At 64.4% G+C, this 17,452-nt stretch carries 13 protein-coding genes and 1 pseudogene; 5 read left to right on the top strand and 9 right to left on the bottom strand.

Features of this window, described 5'->3' with window-relative positions; all coding sequences use genetic code 11:
* Nucleotides 1-55 precede the first annotated feature (55 nt).
* Entirely contained in the window at nt 56-2,137 is a 2,082-nt protein-coding gene (locus ABQU90_RS01625; protein WP_323521783.1) for a phosphocholine-specific phospholipase C, read from the bottom strand.
* A gap of 104 nt (nt 2,138-2,241) precedes the next feature.
* Here ABQU90_RS01625 and ABQU90_RS01620 point away from each other — a divergent pair, with 104 nt between their 5' ends.
* Together ABQU90_RS01620 and tdh are read left to right on the top strand one after the other, a co-directional pair.
* Nucleotides 2,242-4,656: a TonB-dependent receptor gene (locus ABQU90_RS01620; protein ID WP_323521781.1), complete on the top strand. Its 2,415-nt coding sequence runs from the start codon at nt 2,242-2,244 to the stop codon at nt 4,654-4,656.
* Nucleotides 4,657-5,309: 653 nt separating this feature from the next.
* On the top strand, nt 5,310-6,344 hold the full coding sequence (gene tdh / locus ABQU90_RS01615; protein WP_193552432.1) for an L-threonine 3-dehydrogenase: 1,035 nt from the start codon (nt 5,310-5,312) through the stop codon (nt 6,342-6,344).
* A 137-nt stretch (nt 6,345-6,481) separates the two neighbouring features.
* Here tdh and ABQU90_RS01610 read toward each other — a convergent pair whose 3' ends face one another.
* The 5 genes and pseudogenes from ABQU90_RS01610 to ABQU90_RS01590 form a co-directional block, all read right to left on the bottom strand.
* Entirely contained in the window at nt 6,482-7,201 is a 720-nt protein-coding gene (locus tag ABQU90_RS01610; RefSeq protein WP_115512395.1) for a TorF family putative porin, read from the bottom strand.
* 293 nt (nt 7,202-7,494) lie between these two features.
* Nucleotides 7,495-8,526 (bottom strand): sulfate/molybdate ABC transporter ATP-binding protein, encoded by a 1,032-nt coding sequence (locus ABQU90_RS01605; protein ID WP_311239722.1) that lies wholly within the window; start codon nt 8,524-8,526, stop codon nt 7,495-7,497.
* A 7-nt stretch (nt 8,527-8,533) separates the two neighbouring features.
* The gene (cysW, locus tag ABQU90_RS01600) at nt 8,534-9,487 is read right to left on the bottom strand and encodes a sulfate ABC transporter permease subunit CysW (protein WP_055846044.1); all 954 of its coding nucleotides are present in this window, start codon (nt 9,485-9,487) and stop codon (nt 8,534-8,536) included.
* Nucleotides 9,484-10,341 carry a sulfate ABC transporter permease subunit CysT gene (gene cysT, locus ABQU90_RS01595; RefSeq protein ID WP_055846046.1) on the bottom strand — a complete coding sequence of 286 codons (858 nt, stop codon included), beginning with the start codon at nt 10,339-10,341 and terminating at the stop codon, nt 9,484-9,486. The genes cysW and cysT overlap by 4 nt, the downstream gene beginning before the upstream one ends.
* 2 nt (nt 10,342-10,343) lie before the next feature.
* Nucleotides 10,344-11,440 (bottom strand): annotated as a pseudogene (locus ABQU90_RS01590) (sulfate ABC transporter substrate-binding protein).
* Between the two features lie 92 nt (nt 11,441-11,532).
* Between ABQU90_RS01590 and kbl the strand changes: the two are divergent.
* Entirely contained in the window at nt 11,533-12,741 is a 1,209-nt protein-coding gene (kbl, locus tag ABQU90_RS01585) for a glycine C-acetyltransferase (protein WP_323521780.1), read from the top strand.
* A 2-nt stretch (nt 12,742-12,743) separates the two neighbouring features.
* Nucleotides 12,744-13,148, top strand: a complete 405-nt coding sequence (locus ABQU90_RS01580) for an HNH endonuclease (RefSeq protein ID WP_323521778.1) — start codon at nt 12,744-12,746, stop codon at nt 13,146-13,148.
* Here ABQU90_RS01580 and ABQU90_RS01575 read toward each other — a convergent pair.
* The 3 genes from ABQU90_RS01575 to ABQU90_RS01565 all read right to left on the bottom strand — a co-directional run bounded on the left by ABQU90_RS01575 (nt 13,087) and on the right by ABQU90_RS01565 (nt 15,766).
* Nucleotides 13,087-13,947: a pseudouridine synthase gene (locus ABQU90_RS01575; protein ID WP_323521776.1), complete on the bottom strand. Its 861-nt coding sequence runs from the start codon at nt 13,945-13,947 to the stop codon at nt 13,087-13,089. The genes ABQU90_RS01580 and ABQU90_RS01575 overlap by 62 nt on opposite strands.
* 19 nt (nt 13,948-13,966) lie before the next feature.
* On the bottom strand, nt 13,967-14,467 hold the full coding sequence (locus ABQU90_RS01570; RefSeq protein ID WP_055846060.1) for a hypothetical protein: 501 nt from the start codon (nt 14,465-14,467) through the stop codon (nt 13,967-13,969).
* Between the two features lie 201 nt (nt 14,468-14,668).
* A complete protein-coding gene (locus tag ABQU90_RS01565) occupies nt 14,669-15,766 on the bottom strand; it encodes an OmpA family protein (RefSeq protein ID WP_055846063.1) in 1,098 nt (365 codons plus the stop codon).
* Between the two features lie 413 nt (nt 15,767-16,179).
* On the opposite strand from ABQU90_RS01565, the gene ABQU90_RS01560 reads away from it, so the two are divergent.
* Entirely contained in the window at nt 16,180-17,202 is a 1,023-nt protein-coding gene (locus tag ABQU90_RS01560) for a zinc-binding alcohol dehydrogenase family protein (RefSeq protein WP_323517717.1), read from the top strand.
* The last annotated feature ends 250 nt before the right edge of the window (nt 17,203-17,452 follow it).

The raw sequence follows: 17,452 nt of genomic DNA, 5'->3' as shown, positions 1-17,452 counted from the left end.
CCCGATAAGGCAGGGCGCTGCTCCGGGCCAATATCCGCCACCCCGTGAGGCGCACTCAGACGCGACCGAACGCCGGATCGCTGCGACTGGGCTTGCCGGTTTCCAGATGGCCGGCCAGACGCCGCCGGAACGCGCCGCCCGGTTGCTCGACGACCACGTCATACCAGTGGTCGCTTGCGGCGAGCGGCAACTGCAGGATCTGGCGCTGACCTGCAGAAAGTTGCAGCGCGCGCGGGGCCGGATCTGCGTAGTCCAGCGCGCGCAGTTGCATCGTACAAGGCTGTTGCCCGGCGTTACCGATCTCCAGGATCAGCGTGCCGCCGTCCTGGCGCGCTTCGAGCCACGGTGCTGCCGCTGGTTGCGGCGTGGTCGCCAGATCGCCTGCAAATTCGCGCAGAAATCCATTCGGCCCGTGCACGCGCAGCGCATATGCGCCGTCGTGCGCGGCGCCCATCGGCACGTCATCGAGCCGGGTACCAGGTAATACCGTGTAGTACCACGGCCCGCCGGTGGACGCGCTGGTGTAGACGTTGAATGCCGCCGCAGCCGTCCCGGTATTGACGAACTGCAACTGCAGCGCGCCATCGTCCTGCACGCGTGCGTGCACCTGTACGGCATACGGCAACGCGCGCGCCGGGCGTTGGCCGGGCTCCTGTCGCGGCATGACGGCGTTGGTCGGCGGCAACGGCAACGGCTTATTGCGTAGCGCCGCCGTGCGTGCGCGGTAGTCGCCGATGGACGGCAATGCGCTCAGCGCCGAATCGTCCGGCTTACGGAAATCGAACACGCTGGTGAGATCGCCACTGACCGCGCGACGCCACGGGCTGATATTCGGCTCGGCCACACCGAAGCGACGTTCCAGCAACCGCAGTACCGAAGTGTGATCGAATACCTGCGAATTGACCCAACCGCCACGCGTCCACGGCGAAATCACCAGCATCGGCACGCGGATGCCCAGACCCACTGGCACGCCGTTGTAGGCCTCGCCGCGTACATCGACATTGCTGCGGCCCATGCGCGCGTCCAGCGCTGGCAATGGCGCCGGCACATGGTCGAAAAAGCCGTCGTTCTCGTCGTAATTGATGATCAAGGCTGTTTTCGCCCAGACCTGCGGATTGGAGGTCAGCGCATCGATCAACCGCGCCACCAGCGATTCGCCGTAAGCCGGCGGCGCTTCGGGGTGTTCGCAATATGCGGTGGGCGGAATGATCCACGACACCTGCGGCAAGCGATTGCCCTGCACGTCGGCGGCGATCGCGGCAATCAGGTGGTCGGCCTGCGTGCTGGCTGCATTGTCTGCGGTGGATCCAGGCACACAGGCACGCGCGCGGCGATAACGTTCGTCGGCTGTGTCCAGCCCGCGGTAGTGCGCAAAATACGCCAACGAGTTGCAGCCAAAATTGTCGTATTCCTGATACACGCGCCAATCGATGCCGGCCGCCTGCAAGCGCTGTGCATAGGTGGTCCAACCCATCGCCGCATAGCCGGGTTTGTCGCGCGCCATGTCGGCGGTCCAGTTGCCGTCATCGGCGTTGTCGGCCACCTGCGCGCGGGTATCGCCCACACTCAGCCCGCTGGTGCCGGTGAACAGATACATGCGATTGGGATTGGTCGGCCCGTGCATCGAGCAGAAATAACCATCGCAGATGGTGAACGCGTCGGCGAGTGCGTGGTAGTACGGAATGTCGTGACGTTGGAAGTAGCCCATCGTCAACTCGCCCTTGTAGGGCACCCACGCGTCGTATTCGGCCCAGCGCGCCGGGTCCTGCCCGTGGCCGGCTTTCCACGAATGGTCCAGGCTTTTGATCAGCGGCGCGCTCGTGGTTTGCGCATCGAAGGCAAACGGCAGCAGCCGGCGTCCATCGGCTGCCGGCTGACTCCACACCGGGTGGCCATCGCGCAACTGCAGCGTATGCGGATCGCCGAACCCGCGCACACCGCGCAGCGTGCCGAAGTAATGATCGAACGAGCGATTCTCCTGCATCAGGATCACCACGTGTTCGATATCGCGCAGCGTGCCGGTCCGTGCATTGGCTGGCAGTGCCAGCGCGCGGCCGATCGACGACGGCAATGCCCCGGCGGCGGTGAGCGCAGCAACGCGCTTGAGGAAATCGCGGCGCGAAGAAGATGACGTCATGACGAAAAACCCTGCAAAAGTCGGTGACGTGCAGCGCACATGGCGGCCGCACACGACACGTATAGCGGGCCTACGCGACAGTTTTGCGACAGCCACCGTCATCAATGTTTCATGAGCCATTGACACCCTGCGTCGCGAAACGCCGGTCTTGCACCGTGCGTCCGCCCTCAGCCGTGCTCGAACAGGACTCCCCCATGACTCCCGCCCGTCGTTTCCATGTCACGCCACTGGCACTCGCCCTCGCCGCGCTGCTTCCCGTCATTGCGCACGCCACCGATCCGATCGCTGCCAGCGTGGCGGACGCACCGGTCACGTCCGCCGATGCGGCCGGCAACGCGACTCAGCTGGATGCGATCAACGTGGTCTCGCAAGGCAGCACGCGGCAGGTGCAGCGCATCAGCCGGCAGGATATCGAGCAGCTGACGCCAGGCAGCAGCGCCTTCAAGGCGGTGGAAAAACTGCCCGGCGTGCAGTTCCAGTCCGCCGATCCGTTCGGCACCTACGAGTGGTCCACCCAGGTCACCCTGCATGGCTTCGACCAGAGCCGCCTGGGCTACACGCTCGACGGCATTCCGCTGGGCAACATGAGCTACGGCGTCACCAACGGCCTGCACATCACCCGCGCCATCATTTCCGAAAACCTCGGCTCGGTAGAGATCGCACAAGGCGCCGGCGCACTCGGCACCGCGTCCAACACCAACCTTGGCGGCACCATGCAGTTCTACTCCGCCGATCCGCAGACCACGCCCGGCGCGCGGCTGGTGCAGACGGTGGGCAGCGATGCCACGCGACGCACCTTCGTGCGCGCCGACACCGGCGATCGCGATGGCTTGTCGGCGTATCTGTCCTACGCCAATGCCACCACCGACAAGTGGAAAGGCTTCGGCGATCAGCAATCCGAACAGGCCAACCTCAAGACCGTGTACCAATGGGGCGACGGCAATCGTCTGAGCCTGTTCCTGGATACCTCGCGGCGCAAGGAATACGACTACATGGATCTGTCGTTGACCAGCCAGCGCGCACTGGGCTGGGACTACGACTACCTGCAACCGGATTGGGCCACCGCCGTGCAGATGGCGCGCGCCTACCAGAGCACCGGCGCCACCAGCGGCGTGGCCAACGGTTACCCGCAATCGCTGGCTGGGTTGCCCAGCGACTACAGCTGGCTCGATGCCAGTTACTACGCCGGCGGCGGCCTGCGCCGCGACAATCTTGCCGGCCTGTCGGGCACGTTCGTGTTCGGCGGTGTCACGTTGGATGCCACCGGCTACTACCACGCCAATCGCGGTGAGGGACAGTGGGTCACGCCGTATGTCGTCACCTCGGCGCAGATTCCGGTGTCGATGCGCACCACCGACTATGGCCTGGACCGTTTCGGCGGTACCAGCGCACTGAAGTGGTCGTGGGGCACTCACGATCTGGAAGCCGGCGTGTGGGCCGAAAATGCGCGCACCACGCAGGGCCGCAACTACTTCGCGCTCGGCAACGAGGGCTACACCTCGCTGTACAACGTGTACGAAGCGCAGACCCCGTTCCGCCGCGACTTTCTGCAGCGGTACACCACCCAGACCCGCATGCTCTACGTGCAGGACACCGTGCGTTTGCTCGATGACCGCCTGACGTTGAACTACGGCGCAAAGGCGCTCAACACCACCACGCGCGCGCAATCGCTGGTGCCCACCACATCACTGGCGCAAGGCCGCATTCGTGCCGAAGACAGCTTTCTGCCGCAAGTCGGCGTGAACTACAAACTCGACGAACGGCAGGACATCTACGCGTCCTACAGCAAGAACATCGCCGCCTTCGGGTTCACCCCGTTCGCCACCTCGCAGGCCGCGTTCGATCGCAGCCGCTCCACGCTGGAGCCGGAAGAGTCGCAAACCGTGCAGATGGGCTACCGCATGCAGGACGAGCAGTTCCAGCTCTCGGCCGATGCCTACTTCACCAAGTTCTCCAACCGCCTACTGACCACCTCGCCGTGCAGCGCGGTGCAGACCTGTGCCTCGATCCTGAGCAATGTCGGCGCGGTGCATAGCGCCGGTGCGGATCTGGCGGTGATGTGGCGCCCGACCGACGGCCTGAGCTGGTTGAACTCGCTGTCGTGGAATCGCTCGCGCTATCAGGACGATTACCTCAACAACGGTGTGGTCGCGACCTCGGGCAAGGACGTGGTTGGCATCCCGGCGCTGATGTTCTCTTCCAGCGCCAGCTATCAACTGGGTAACCTGCGCCTGGATCTGGACGGCAAGTACGTCGACAAGCGCTACATCACCTTTCTCAACGATTCGCAGGTGCCCTCGTACTGGCTGTTCAACGCCGGTGCGCGCTACGACTTCGGTCGCGTCGGCGGCGTGGCGGATATCGCGCTGGCGCTCAATATCACCAACCTCACCGACAAGCGCTACTTCGCCAGTACCGGCACCAACGGCTACGTCGCTTCCGATCCGAACGGCTACAACCAGACCATGGTGGTCGGCGCCCCACGCCAGTACTTCATGAGTCTGGACGTGAAGTTCTGAGCAGCCCTGCAATCGCCGCTCTCCCGCTGGGGAAGAGGTTGGGGTGAGAAGACGGGCGCCAAGCGAGGGCGCATGGCGACGCGATTGTGTGGCTGACTGCCTCGGTGACTGAGGCGGCCCTCATCCGGCGCTGCGCGCCACCTTCTCCCGCACGCGGGAGAAGGGATGCGGACGATCGCCTGGCATCTGGCGTCGATCCGCCGCTGCGTAGCCCGACCCAATCCTTCTCGTCCTCTTGCCTTCTCGTCCTCTTGCCTTCTCGCCCTCTCGCCCTCTTGCCTTCTGGCCTCCTGGCCTCCTGGCCTCCTGGCCCTCTCGCCTCCTGGCCTTCTCGACTTCTCGCCTGCGAGCCTTCTGGCCTTGTCGACTTGTCGACTTGTCGACTTGTCGACGTATTCGCCTTCTCAACGTGCCCTGCTTCTCTGGCATCCCCGCCCTTCCCCCGCCAGCGGGGGAAGGTGCCCGCAGGGCGGATGGGGGCAGCAGTGGTCAGCCAACCCACGCATGCGGCCCCCAGCCCATCCAACGCCGCCTTCACCACCACCCACCCAAACGGCAGCCATCACTGCAGACCGGTTCTTGCACCGCCGCATGGCAGCCACCTCGCCCCGCATATAATCGGCAACTTACTTTTACTCAGCAGGCCCCGCCAGATGGCGCAGACGATGAAGGCGCTGGTCAAGCGCGAAGCGAACAAAGGCATCTGGATGGAGCAGGTTCCCGTGCCCACGCCCGGCCCCAACGAGGTGCTGATCAAGCTGGAAAAGACCGCCATTTGCGGCACCGATCTGCACATCTATCTGTGGGACGAATGGAGCCAGCGCACCATCACGCCTGGCCTGACCATCGGCCATGAGTTTGTCGGCCGTGTGGCCGAGCTCGGTTCGGCGGTCACCGGTTACCAGGTCGGCCAGCGCGTCTCGGCCGAAGGCCACATCGTCTGCGGTCATTGCCGCAACTGCCGTGGTGGCCGCCCGCACCTGTGCCCCAACACGGTGGGCATCGGCGTCAACGTCAACGGTGCATTCGCCGAATACATGGTGATGCCGGCGTCCAACCTGTGGCCGATCCCGGACCAGATCCCTTCCGAGCTGGCCGCGTTCTTCGACCCGTACGGCAACGCCGCGCATTGCGCGCTGGAGTTCGATGTCATCGGCGAAGACGTGCTGATCACCGGCGCCGGCCCGATCGGCATCATTGCCGCCGGCATCTGCAAGCACATCGGTGCGCGCAACGTGGTGGTCACCGACGTCAACGATTTCCGCCTGAAGCTGGCCGCCGACATGGGCGCCACGCGCGTGGTCAACGTGTCCAACACCTCGTTGAAAGAGGTGATGAAGGACCTGCACATGGAAGGCTTCGACGTGGGCCTGGAAATGAGCGGCAACCCACGCGCGTTCAACGACATGCTCGATTGCATGTACCACGGCGGCAAGATCGCCATGCTCGGCATCATGCCGCGCGGCGCCGGCTGCGACTGGGACAAGATCATCTTCAAGGGCCTCACCGTGCAGGGCATCTACGGCCGCAAGATGTACGAGACCTGGTACAAGATGACCCAGCTGGTGCTGTCGGGATTCCCGCTGCAAAAAGTGCTAACGCATCAACTGCCGATCGACGACTTCCAGAAAGGCTTCGACCTGATGGAAGAAGGCAAGGCCGGCAAGGTCGTATTGAGCTGGAATTGACCGAGCGGCAGTGAGCAACGCAAAAGGCGCCGCAAGGCGCCTTTTGCATGTCGCGTGTTCGGTGTCCGACAGTTGCATCACGCGTGGCAGTCATCGCCCGCCACGCATGCACCAGCCCCGCGTTTAACGCATCGCACTCACGGCCAGGTGACGGTGGCGGTCGCCACAAGATGGTTCTGCGAATTTTGCCGCCCGAAGCCGAATTCGGCCGCTTCGCTGGTGTCGTAATAGCCCACGGTCAAACCCAGCGGGCCGAAGGTCTTGCCCACGTTCACGCCGAAGTCGTTGTAGTCGTGGTCCACCTGGCTCAGCGCCGAGGTGTAGATGCTGTGCCCGGCATGCGCGCCAACGGTGAAGTCATGCGGCAACGCCCAGTTGGCGTCCAGTGCGTAGTAATACCCATCGGTGTCGGTGCCGTACAGATCGTTGGTGTAGGCAACGGTCAGGCTGTAGGTCTTCAGGAACGTGGTTTTGGTGATCAGCTCGGCGTAGTTGGAAGCGCCAGCGCCCAGGTACTGGTAGCGGTTCACCATTACGTCGAGATTGAAATTGGTGCTCAGATCGGTGTTGTAGCCGACAAAGCCGTCCACTTCCCAATCCGGATCGCCAGCGCCGAAATCGACATTGGAGGCCCAGGTGCCGACGTAGAACCCGTACGGCAATTTGTAGGTCAGCCCGGCTTGAAACGCGGGTTCTTCGTTGGTCTGCGAGATACCGCGGAACAGGTAATCGCTGGTCACCGCAAAGGTGCCGCTGAGCGGCGACGCTGGCGCCTCTTCGTCCTGTGCCTGTGCAAGCGGCACCACACCCAACAGCAGCAACGACGACAGACAACAAGCGAGCGGGGAAGGCTTCATGGGCATCTCCTGAAACGATGGGCGGTCGGTTGGCGAGCGAAGACTGCAATGACTTCTTAGTCCAACTGTCATTGCAGCGCAACATAAAAGTCGCGCTCGCTCGATCCAGCGCACATCTCTGGTCGCCGATGCGCTGGTCAGATGCCTGTTTCATCGACCGATCGGGCCGAATCTTGATGGCGGGGAGTGGAGAGTGGGGAGTCGAGATTCGCAACAGCCACAGCAAGACACCTTTGGCGAATCTTTGGTGCCGATCGCTTATCCAGACGCAGGGCGTCGCCCACCTGCCTGCATCAGACTGGAAACACGCCGTAGTGCCGTGCGGACAGTCGCAGCTGCTGGCCGGGCTCGAAGCTTCCTGCCGAGGCCGGTAGTTCCACTTCCACCTCATTGCCTGCCGGCTGCAGCGTGGCACGCAGGCGCAGGCGCGCCCCACTACGCTGCGACCAGGCCACCGTGGCCGGCCAGCCGGCGTCGTCGGGCACCAGATCTTCCGGACGCACGTACACCTCGACCGGGCCGGCGGCCAGTGCGGCGTTGGCTGCCGGCAACGCGTGGCCTGCCACCTGGATCTGCCCTTGCGCCAGCACACCGGGAATGCGGTTCACCGCACCCACGAACGAATACACGAACGGCGAAGCCGGCTTGTCGTAGATCATCGCCGGGGTGTCGAGTTGCTCGATGCGGCCACGGTTGAGGATGGCGACACGGTCGGCCAGTTCCAGTGCTTCTTCCTGATCATGAGTCACGAACACCGTGGTCAGACCGGTCTGCTCGTGCAGCGCGCGCAGCCAGCGCCGCAGATCGCGGCGCACCTGCGCATCCAGCGCGCCGAATGGCTCGTCCAGCAGCAGCACACGCGGCTCGATCGCCAGCGCACGCGCCAGTGCCACACGCTGGCGCTGCCCACCCGAGAGCTGGGTGGGATAGCGTTGCTCCAGGCCCTGCAATTGCACCAGCGCCAGCAGTTCTTCCACCCGCGCACGGATACGCGCTTCGGCCCAGCGTTCGTTGCCGCGGCGCACCCGCAGCCCGAAGGCGATGTTCTCGAACACGTCCATATGCTTGAACAATGCGTAGTGCTGAAACACGAAACCGACCCGGCGCGACTGCACGCTCATGCGCGTGGCATCTTCATCGCCGAACAGCACCTGCCCGCCATCGGCGTGCTCAAGTCCGGCCATGATCCGCAGCAGCGTGGTCTTGCCCGAGCCGGAGGGGCCGAGCAAAGCCAGCAACTCGCCCTGACGCACGTCCAGGGTGATGTCGTCCAAGGCGGTGAAGGTCTCGAACTGCTTGCGCAGGCGGTGGATGCGGATGCCCATGGTCACCTCAATGGCGGTGGTTGGCGGCCAGCGAATCGCCGTGCCGCCATTCCAGATACGTCTTCAGCGCCAGCGTCAGCAGCGCGGTCAAGGCCAGCAGCGACGCGCACGCAAATGCGGCGCTGTAGGCGTATTCGTTGTAAAGAATTTCCACATGCAGCGGCAGCGTATTGGTGCGTCCGCGAATATGCCCGGACACCACCGACACCGCACCGAACTCGCCCATCGCACGCGCCGCGCACAGCAACACGCCATACAACAGGCCCCAGCGGATATTGGGCAAGGTCACGCGCCAGAACATCTGCCAGCCGTTCGCACCCAGACTCAGCGCGGCTAGTTCTTCGTCGCTGCCCTGTTGCTCCATCAGCGGCATCAACTCGCGCGCAATGAACGGAAAGGTGACAAAGGTCGTCGCCAGCACGATGCCCGGCAGCGCGAACACGATCCGCGGCAGCTGGATCACCAGCTCGCCCAAGGCCGGCAACTGCACCCGCCAACCTTCATCGATCAACGGCCAGGCCCAACCGCTGCGGCCGAAGATCAGCACGAAGATCAAGCCCGCCACCACCGGCGAAACCGAGAACGGCAGGTCGATCAGGCTGACCAGCAGGCGTTTGCCCCAAAACTGATGTTTGCTGATGGCCCACGCCGCAGCAACGCCGAAGATCAGATTCAACGGCAACACGATCGCCGTCACCAGCAGCGTCAGCTTGATCGCCGACAACGCATCCGGGTCGACCACCGCGCGCAAAAACACGTCCCAACCACCGCGCAGCGCTTCGGCAAACACCAGCACCAGCGGCAGCAGCAGGAACGCCAGCAGAAAGACCAGCGCCCCCAGAATCATCAACCACTGCACCCAGCGCGGCTCATTGGTGGCCGAGTCGGTGATGCGGCGCGCCTGCTCGGTCATCGTGCGGGTCTGCAACATGGAAGGCAGCGACGAAGCAGCATTGCTCATGCGGGCCTCTGTTGATAGCGCAGCAGGCGTGCCTGCAGCGTGTTGACCAGCAGCAGGATCACGAACGACAGCAAAAGCATTGCCGCTGCAATTGCGGTAGCACCGGCATAGTCGAATTCTTCCAGCCGGATGGTGATCAGCAGCGGCGCGATCTCGGTGGAATTGGGCAGATTGCCGGCGATGAAGATCACCGAGCCGTACTCGCCCACACCGCGCGCGAAGGCCAATGCAAACCCGGTCAGCACTGCCGGCCACAGCCCCGGCAACACTACTCGCCACACGGTCTGCCAGCGCGACGCGCCCAGCGTGGCGGCGGCAGCTTCCAGCTCACGCTCGCTCTCGGCCAGCACCGGCTGCACCACCCGCACCACAAACGGCAATCCCACAAACACCAGCGCCAGCACGATGCCCAGCTGGGTGTAGGCCACCTTGATGCCGATCGCCTCCAGCCAGCGTCCGACCCAGCCGTTTTCACCATACAACGCGGTCAGCGCAATGCCGGCCACCGCAGTTGGCAACGCAAACGGTAGATCGATCACCGCATCGAACAAGCGCTTGCCCGGAAAGCTGTAACGCACGAACACCCACGCCACCCAGGTGCCCATCACCGCATTGAATGCGCCCGCTACGAAGGCCGTACCAAAGCTCACCCGCAGCGCCGACAGCACGCGCGGCTCGCTCCACACCTTCCACAAGCCCTCCCAGCCCAGGCCGCTGGTCTTGATGAAGATCCCCAGCAGCGGGATCAGCACGATCAATCCGAGCCAGGTCAGGGTGATGCCCAGACTCAGGCCCAGCCCCGGCATCACGCGTCGGCGCGAGGGCGACGCTGGGCGTGCAACCGACGTCTGCATGCCTACTTCTTGGCCTGGATCTGGTCGAACAGGCCACCATCGGCAAAGTGTTCCTGCTGCGCCCTATCCCAGGAGCCGAACGCCTGCTGGATGGTGACCAGCTTGATGTCCGGAAAACGGGCCAGGTCCGCCGGGTCGGCGAATTCGGGGTGGCGCGGGCGATAGAAATGCTTGGCGGCCAGCTTCTGGCCTTCCGGCGCATACAGATAACGCAGATAGGCCTCGGCCACATCGCGCGTACCGTGCTTGTCCACGTTTTTGTCGACCAGCGCCACCGACGGCTCGGCCAGGATCGACAACTTCGGCACCACGATCTCGAACTTGTCCTTGCCCAACTCTTCGCGCGCCAGCAACGCCTCGTTCTCCCAGGCCAGCAGCACATCGCCGATGCCGCGCTGCACGAAGGTCGTCGTGGCGCCGCGCGCGCCGGTATCCAGCACCGGCACGTTGCGGAACAGCGCCTGCATGTAGCGCAGGATGCGTTCGCGGTCGCCCTTGAAGATGTGATCGGCGTAGGCCCAGGCAGCCAGATAGTTCCAGCGCGCGCCACCGGAGGTCTTGGGGTTGGGGGTCACCACCGCCACGCCCGAGCGCAGCAGATCCGGCCAATCGTGGATGTTCTTCGGGTTGCCCTTGCGCACCAGGAACACGATCGTGGAGGTATACGGCGCGCTGTTGTCGGGCAGTCGCTTCTCCCAATCGGTATCGATCAGCTTGGCCTTCTGCGCGATGGCATCCACGTCGTAGGCCAGCGCCAGCGTAACCACGTCGGCCTCGATCCCGTCGATCACCGCGCGTGCCTGCTTGCCGGAGCCACCATGCGAGGTCTCCACGGTCACCGTGTCCTGCGGGTGCTGCTGCTTCCACTGCGCCGCAAACACCGTGTTGTAGTCGCGGTAAAACTCGCGCGTAGGGTCGTAGCTCACATTGAGCAGCCCGATGTCGCGCGCCCCCGCCGGGCCGGCCAGGGCCAGCAGGGTGCAAAGAAGGGAAGCAAGACGGATACGGGGGTGTGTCACAACGATCTCCTGGCCGGTGGGCGCAGCTGAACAGCAAGCATGCCATGCTGCGCAGCGGCACGCGGGCGGTGAAATGACATCAGTGCCGCCGCTTATGCCGATTTTGCATGACGTAGTGGTATGCCATTGTGATCGTTAACATTGCGCTTCTTTCTTTGCCACAGCGACCGCCATGACCCGTCCGCCTGCCGCGCTAACCGCCCACTACGCCGCCGAACTGGAGACGATCCAGTCCCAGGGCCTGTTCAAGTCCGAGCGCATCATCACCGGCCCGCAGTCGGCGCGGATCACGCTGGCCGACGGCCGCAGCGTGCTCAACTTCTGCGCCAACAACTACCTGGGCCTGGCCGACCACCCGGACATCATCCAGGCCGCCAAGGACGCACTGGACACGCACGGTTTCGGCATGGCCTCGGTGCGTTTTATCTGCGGCACCCAGGATCTGCATAAGCAGCTCGAGCGCACCATCTCCGCGTTCTTCGGCACCGAAGACACCATCCTCTATGCGGCCTGCTTCGACGCCAACGGTGGCCTGTTCGAGCCGCTGCTCGGCGAGCACGACGCCATCATTTCCGACGCGCTCAACCATGCCTCCATCATCGACGGCGTGCGCCTGTGCAAGGCCAAGCGCTTCCGCTACGCCAACTGCGACATGGCCGACCTGGAAGCGCAGCTGCAGGCCGCCGATGCGGCCGGCTGCAAGACCAAACTGATCACCAGCGATGGCGTGTTCTCGATGGACGGCTTCATCGCACCGCTGGACGAAATCACTGCCCTCGCCCGCAAGTACAACGCGCTGGTGCATATCGACGAATGCCACGCCACCGGCTTCCTGGGCGCCACCGGGCGCGGCTCGGCCGAGGTCAAGGGCGTGCTGGACCAGATCGACATCTTCACCGGCACCCTGGGCAAGGCGATGGGCGGCGCACTGGGCGGTTTCACCACCGCAAAGCGCGAGGTGATCGAACTGCTGCGCCAGCGCTCGCGCCCTTACCTGTTCTCCAATTCGTTGCCGCCGCACGTGGTAGCGGCCGGCATCAAGGCGTTCGACATGCTGGAAGCGGCCGGCGACCTGCGCACGCAACTGGTCGAAAACACCCGCTATTTCCGCGAGCGCATGACCGCCGCCGGCTTCGACCTCAAGCCTGGCGTGCATCCGATCAGCCCGGTGATGCTCTACGACGCACCGTTGGCGCAAAAGTTTGCCGAGCGCCTGCTGGAAGAAGGCATCTACGCCATCGGCTTCTTCTTTCCGGTGGTGCCCAAGGGGCAGGCGCGTATCCGCACCCAGATCAGTGCCGCGCATACCCGCGAGCATCTGGATCGGGCCATCGACGCCTTCATCAAGATCGGCCGCGAACTCGACGTCATCAAGGCCTGAGCATGCGCACGGTGCTGCGCCAACGGCTCCTGCTCGCGGCGCACACCGATGCCCAGGCGCAGCTGCTCGCCGGCAGTTGGGAAACCCGCTGCCTGCATTGCCGTCGCCGCCTGCAGATTCGCATCGATGGCGAACCGCTGGGCCACACCACCCTCGAACACGTGGTCCCGCAGGCCTGGTTCGGACGCCGCGCGGCGGCAGCGCTGTGCGCGGTGGTTGGCGACGACCCCAACGACGCGCGCAATCTGGCGCTGGCCTGTGCCGGCTGCAATCACGCCAAAGGACGGCGCCACGATGCCAATGGCGCAGGCGATGCACGCGCCGTCGAGGTCGTCAGCGCGCTGCTCAGTGCGCGCCTGGCACGCTGGCGGGAACCGACGTCAGTGCCTGAACTTCCTCCGCGCTAAGCATCCGCCAGGCGCCTTTGCCCAACTCGCCCATCGGCAGCGGCCCGATCGCCACGCGCACCAGCCGCAACACCCCGATCTCTACGGCCGCCAGCAGCCGACGAATCTGCCGGTTACGGCCCTCGTCCAGCACGATTTCCAGCCACGCATTGCGCTCGCCCTCGCGCAGCAAACGCACCTGCTTGGCGCGCAGCAGGGTGCCGTCGCCATCGGGAGCGGGATCGATCACCCCGGCCTGCAACTGCGCCAGCTGCTCGGCGCCAGGGCGGCAGTCGATCTGTACGTGATAGGTCTTGTCGGGCCCGGTCGCCGGGTCGGTCACCGCCGCCGCCCATTGCGGGTCGTTGCTGAAAAGCAGCAGACCCTCGCTGGCCTTGTCCAGCCGCCCCACCGGCGCAATCCACGGCAGGCCGGCGCCGTCGAAACAGCGATACACCGTGTCCCTGCCCTGCTCGTCGCGCACGGTGGTGACCACGCCGCGCGGCTTGTTGAGCATCAGATAGACCCGCGCAGGCCCGGCCAACGGCTGGCCATCGACCGTGATCGCCTCGTGCTGGTCGGCACGGATCGGACATTCAGGGTCGCGGATCACCCGCGCGTCCACGCTGACCCGCCCATCGGCGATCCAGCGTGCCGCTTCGGTGCGCGAACACACCCCCAGCTTGGACAACACCCGCGCCAGCCCATGGCGTGGCGCGGCGGTCACCGGTCCTGCAGCCGATGGACGCGAGACGCGCGTCGGCGCTGCCGAACCACGGTTGCGATGCCGGGACGTTGCCGGCGGAGGCCGCCGGGTCATGCCGTCCCGACCGTGCGGCTTACTTGTTTTCGATCGGCTTGGCGTCGGCTGCGGGCGCAGCCGGAGCCGGTGCCGCAACCGGACGCGCCTTGACCACACGCACGCCGCGCGCCTTCATCCAGGCATCGAACTCTTCGGCGGTCATGCGCTTGCCGTTCTGGCTCATGTCGAAGCGCCACGGCGTGTTGTCGAACGCAGTGGTGGCCTTGTAGGCCGCAGGATCGTTCGGATTGACGGTGCCGCCCGGCGGAATGACCTTGGCCAGATCCTGGCAACCTTCCACGCGCAGGCGCAGCAGCACGCGGTCCACCGACTGATCGCTGCTGTACGGCTGTGCCAGCACGCCGGTGGGCATGCCCAGCTGCACGCTGCGGGTGTAGAACTCGGCGGCTGCCGGTGCGATGACGGTGGCGGGCAACGGCAGCGGCTGGGACACCGTGCTGCCGGCGCAGTTCGGAGCGGCGTAGGCGGCGGGAATCAAGGCGAGACAGAGCAATCCTGCCGAAGCGGTACGCAGCATCGTTGGTTCTTCCAATAAAAGTGTGGTGTCGACGCGGCGAGTGTAGGCAGCGATGAACGCCGTTTCAACCGGAACCGTGCCTGGATGGCAACACAGACAGCATTGCGGCCTGTGTGCGAAGGAATTTGGGGATGTTTGGAGCGCACATAGACAAAACCCGGCACAAGGCCGGGTTTTGTATGGAGCAAGCTAGCGGTCCAATTAGTTCTGGACGTTCAGCTCGGTACGACGGTTCTTCGCACGGCCTTCCGGATTGTCGGAACCATCCGGGTTGGCGTTCGGAGCAATCGGACGGCTCTCGCCGTAGCCGATCGGGCCAACCAGACGCGACGCATCAACGCCGTTCTTGGTCAGGTAGTCGTACACGGTGGTCGCACGACGCTCGGACAGCTTCTGGTTGTACGCGTCGGTACCCTTCGAGTCGGTGTGACCGGCAACCTCGACCTTCAGGTCGGGGTAACGCTTCAGGATCTCGGTCGCTTCGCTCAGGATCGACATTGCGTCAGGACGCAGGGTCGACTTGTTGAAGTCGAAGTTCACGCCCTTCAGGTCGATCGACACAGGCACCGGGCAACCGTCCGGACCGATGGTCTGGCCAGGCTGCGAAGCCGGGCACTTGTCGTCGCAGTTGTTGACGCCGTCACCGTCGTCATCCAGGTCTGCGCAGCTCGGAGCAACCGGAGCCGGAGCCGGCGGCGGAGCGGTCGACGGAGCCGGTCCCAACGGGATCACGACGCCGACCGAAGCCAGCACGTCGCCGAACCAGTCTTCCTGCGGAGCAGCAACGCTCTGGTCGTTGAAGTCGGCGCGGTAGGCCAGTTCAGCACGCACGGCGACGCGCTTGTCGAAGGTGGTCTGCAGACCGACACCAGCCTTGGCGGCAAAGTTGCCGTCTTTCTGCTGGCCCGGCGAAACCGGGTTCGGGGTTGCGTCGAACTCTTCTTCCGAACGCTGATAGCCCAGACCGAACAGCAGGTAGGGGTTCCAGCCGCGGCCTTCCTGGATGAAGTGGCGACGCAGGTCGAACGAGATGCCGTACTGGCTCCAGTTCTGATCCTGGTTGGCATCGAAGTTCGGGTTCTGATAGTTCAGTTCACCGTCGATCGACCAGTTCGGGCTGACAAACTTGCCCAGGCCCAGGGTGACGAACGGAGCATCATTGGTCAGACGATCGCTGTCCTGGAAGTTGAAGCCAGCGCTACCGGTCAGGTACCAACGGTCATCGAACTCCTGCGCGGACGCAGCCTGGGCAACTGCCAGACCGCCGAGCAACGCGGCAGTGAGAATTTTCTTGTTCATTTATACAGCTCCTTCTTTGGGAGATAAACCGATAGAGGCGTTGTTCTTGGTAAAGATGCTCGTCACATCCAGAGCCATCGGGGCGCAGATTAAGCCGGCCTCAGTGAAGATCGCGTTAACGGTCATATAACATGTGAAAGCAATCACCAGGGTTGCAAACCCCAGGCAATACTACGTATACAGTTTCATGAAGGAAAGGACCGGGCACTCACTTTCACCAGCCACCCCATCTGAACGGCAGCCGACTCAAGCCTGTTGAATACGGTTACAAGCCTGCTGGTTTTCAATGGTCACGACCATGCCAAAAACCACATTGGTGAACGCAAGGCCCCGTGCGAGCTGAATTGTGGGGCCGGTAGTTGCAGCTGACTCGCTTCACAACGCACCCTGAACTTCCCATCAGGAGAGCCCCGATGAAAGCCGTCGCCCTCACCCGCTATCTGCCGATCGACGATCCGGCATCGCTGCTTGACATCGACGTCCCCGTCCCTGCGGCGCCGTCGGGGTATGACTTATTGGTACGTGTCGAAGCGATCTCCGTGAATCCGGTCGATACCAAACTGCGGGCGCCGAAGCCGCAGCCCCTGACCGAGCCGAAAATCCTGGGATACGACGCGGCTGGCGTGATCGAAGCAGTTGGCCCGGAGGTCACCGCGTTTGCCGTGGGCGACGAGGTGTACTACGCCGGCGATATCGGCCGGCCCGGAAGCAACGCGCAGTACCAGCTGGTGGATGCGCGCATTGCCGGGTGCAAGCCCACCTCGCTGAGTTTTGCGCAGGCGGCCGCACTACCGTTGACCACACTGACTGCGTGGGAGCTTCTGTTCCAACGCATGCCGTTCGCGTTCGATGGCGCACGCAATCGCGGCCGGCATCTGTTGATCATCGGCGGTGCCGGCGGCGTGGGGTCGATCGCGATCCAGCTGGCGCGGCATGCCGGCTTCACGGTGATTGCCACCGCCTCGCGCCCGGAGAGCATCGAATGGGTGCGGCAGATGGGCGCGCAGCAGGTGATCGACCATCACCAGCCACTGCAGCCGCAGTTGCAGGCGTTAGGTCTGCCGCACGTGGATGCAGCGCTGAATCTGGCCGACACCGACCGCTACTGGCAGCAGCTGGGCGAGATCCTGGCGCCGCAGGGGCATGTCGGTCTGATCGTCGAGCCACGCGGCCCGCTGATGATTGGCGACCCGTACAAATCCAAGTGCATCGGCATCCATTGGGAGCTGATGTTTGCGCGGTCGCGCTACGCCACCGACGACATGGTGGAGCAGCATCGCATCCTCAACCGTACTGCGAGCCTGATCGATGCTGGTGAGCTGCGCACGACGCACACCGAGACGCTGTCGCCGATCAATGCCGACACCCTGCGCGAAGCGCATCGGCGACTGGAGGGCGGCAGCACGATCGGCAAATTGGTGCTGGCCGGGTGGTAGCCGCGGCGACTGGCGCCGCTTGTTTGCGGCAGTGAGACGCAATCCGAAGGCGCCCGCACCCGCCTTCGGGTTGCACGAGCGCTGTGATCGAGCGCCACCGCCGCAGCATGGGCAGACGCTCCGCAAGGCAGGTCTTGGCCTAGCGGACGGTGTGACGTCGGCCAACCTGCAGCTGCGTCGCGGCCGGCAGCGCGGAATTCGGCACCCAGGGCTTGCCGCCACGCCCGTTTGCCTGCATCGTGCGCACTCC

This window comes from Xanthomonas sp. WHRI 10207 (assembly GCF_040202975.1).
GTDB lineage: Bacteria > Pseudomonadota > Gammaproteobacteria > Xanthomonadales > Xanthomonadaceae > Xanthomonas.
Note: the sequence above shows the minus strand (reverse complement) of the source record. Positions and strands in the feature narration are given on the sequence as shown.

Excerpts from the sequence above, each read along its gene's own strand:
- ABQU90_RS01625 (WP_323521783.1), bottom strand. The coding sequence starts at position 2,137 with ATGACGTCATCTTCTTCGCGCCGCGATTTCCTCAAGCGCGTTGCTGCG.
- ABQU90_RS01620 (WP_323521781.1), top strand. The coding sequence starts at position 2,242 with ATGTTTCATGAGCCATTGACACCCTGCGTCGCGAAACGCCGGTCTTGC.
- tdh (WP_193552432.1), top strand. The coding sequence starts at position 5,310 with ATGGCGCAGACGATGAAGGCGCTGGTCAAGCGCGAAGCGAACAAAGGC.
- ABQU90_RS01610 (WP_115512395.1), bottom strand. The coding sequence starts at position 7,201 with ATGAAGCCTTCCCCGCTCGCTTGTTGTCTGTCGTCGTTGCTGCTGTTG.
- ABQU90_RS01605 (WP_311239722.1), bottom strand. The coding sequence starts at position 8,526 with ATGGGCATCCGCATCCACCGCCTGCGCAAGCAGTTCGAGACCTTCACC.
- cysW (WP_055846044.1), bottom strand. The coding sequence starts at position 9,487 with ATGAGCAATGCTGCTTCGTCGCTGCCTTCCATGTTGCAGACCCGCACG.
- cysT (WP_055846046.1), bottom strand. The coding sequence starts at position 10,341 with ATGCAGACGTCGGTTGCACGCCCAGCGTCGCCCTCGCGCCGACGCGTG.
- kbl (WP_323521780.1), top strand. The coding sequence starts at position 11,533 with ATGACCCGTCCGCCTGCCGCGCTAACCGCCCACTACGCCGCCGAACTG.
- ABQU90_RS01580 (WP_323521778.1), top strand. The coding sequence starts at position 12,744 with ATGCGCACGGTGCTGCGCCAACGGCTCCTGCTCGCGGCGCACACCGAT.
- ABQU90_RS01575 (WP_323521776.1), bottom strand. The coding sequence starts at position 13,947 with ATGACCCGGCGGCCTCCGCCGGCAACGTCCCGGCATCGCAACCGTGGT.
- ABQU90_RS01570 (WP_055846060.1), bottom strand. The coding sequence starts at position 14,467 with ATGCTGCGTACCGCTTCGGCAGGATTGCTCTGTCTCGCCTTGATTCCC.
- ABQU90_RS01565 (WP_055846063.1), bottom strand. The coding sequence starts at position 15,766 with ATGAACAAGAAAATTCTCACTGCCGCGTTGCTCGGCGGTCTGGCAGTT.
- ABQU90_RS01560 (WP_323517717.1), top strand. The coding sequence starts at position 16,180 with ATGAAAGCCGTCGCCCTCACCCGCTATCTGCCGATCGACGATCCGGCA.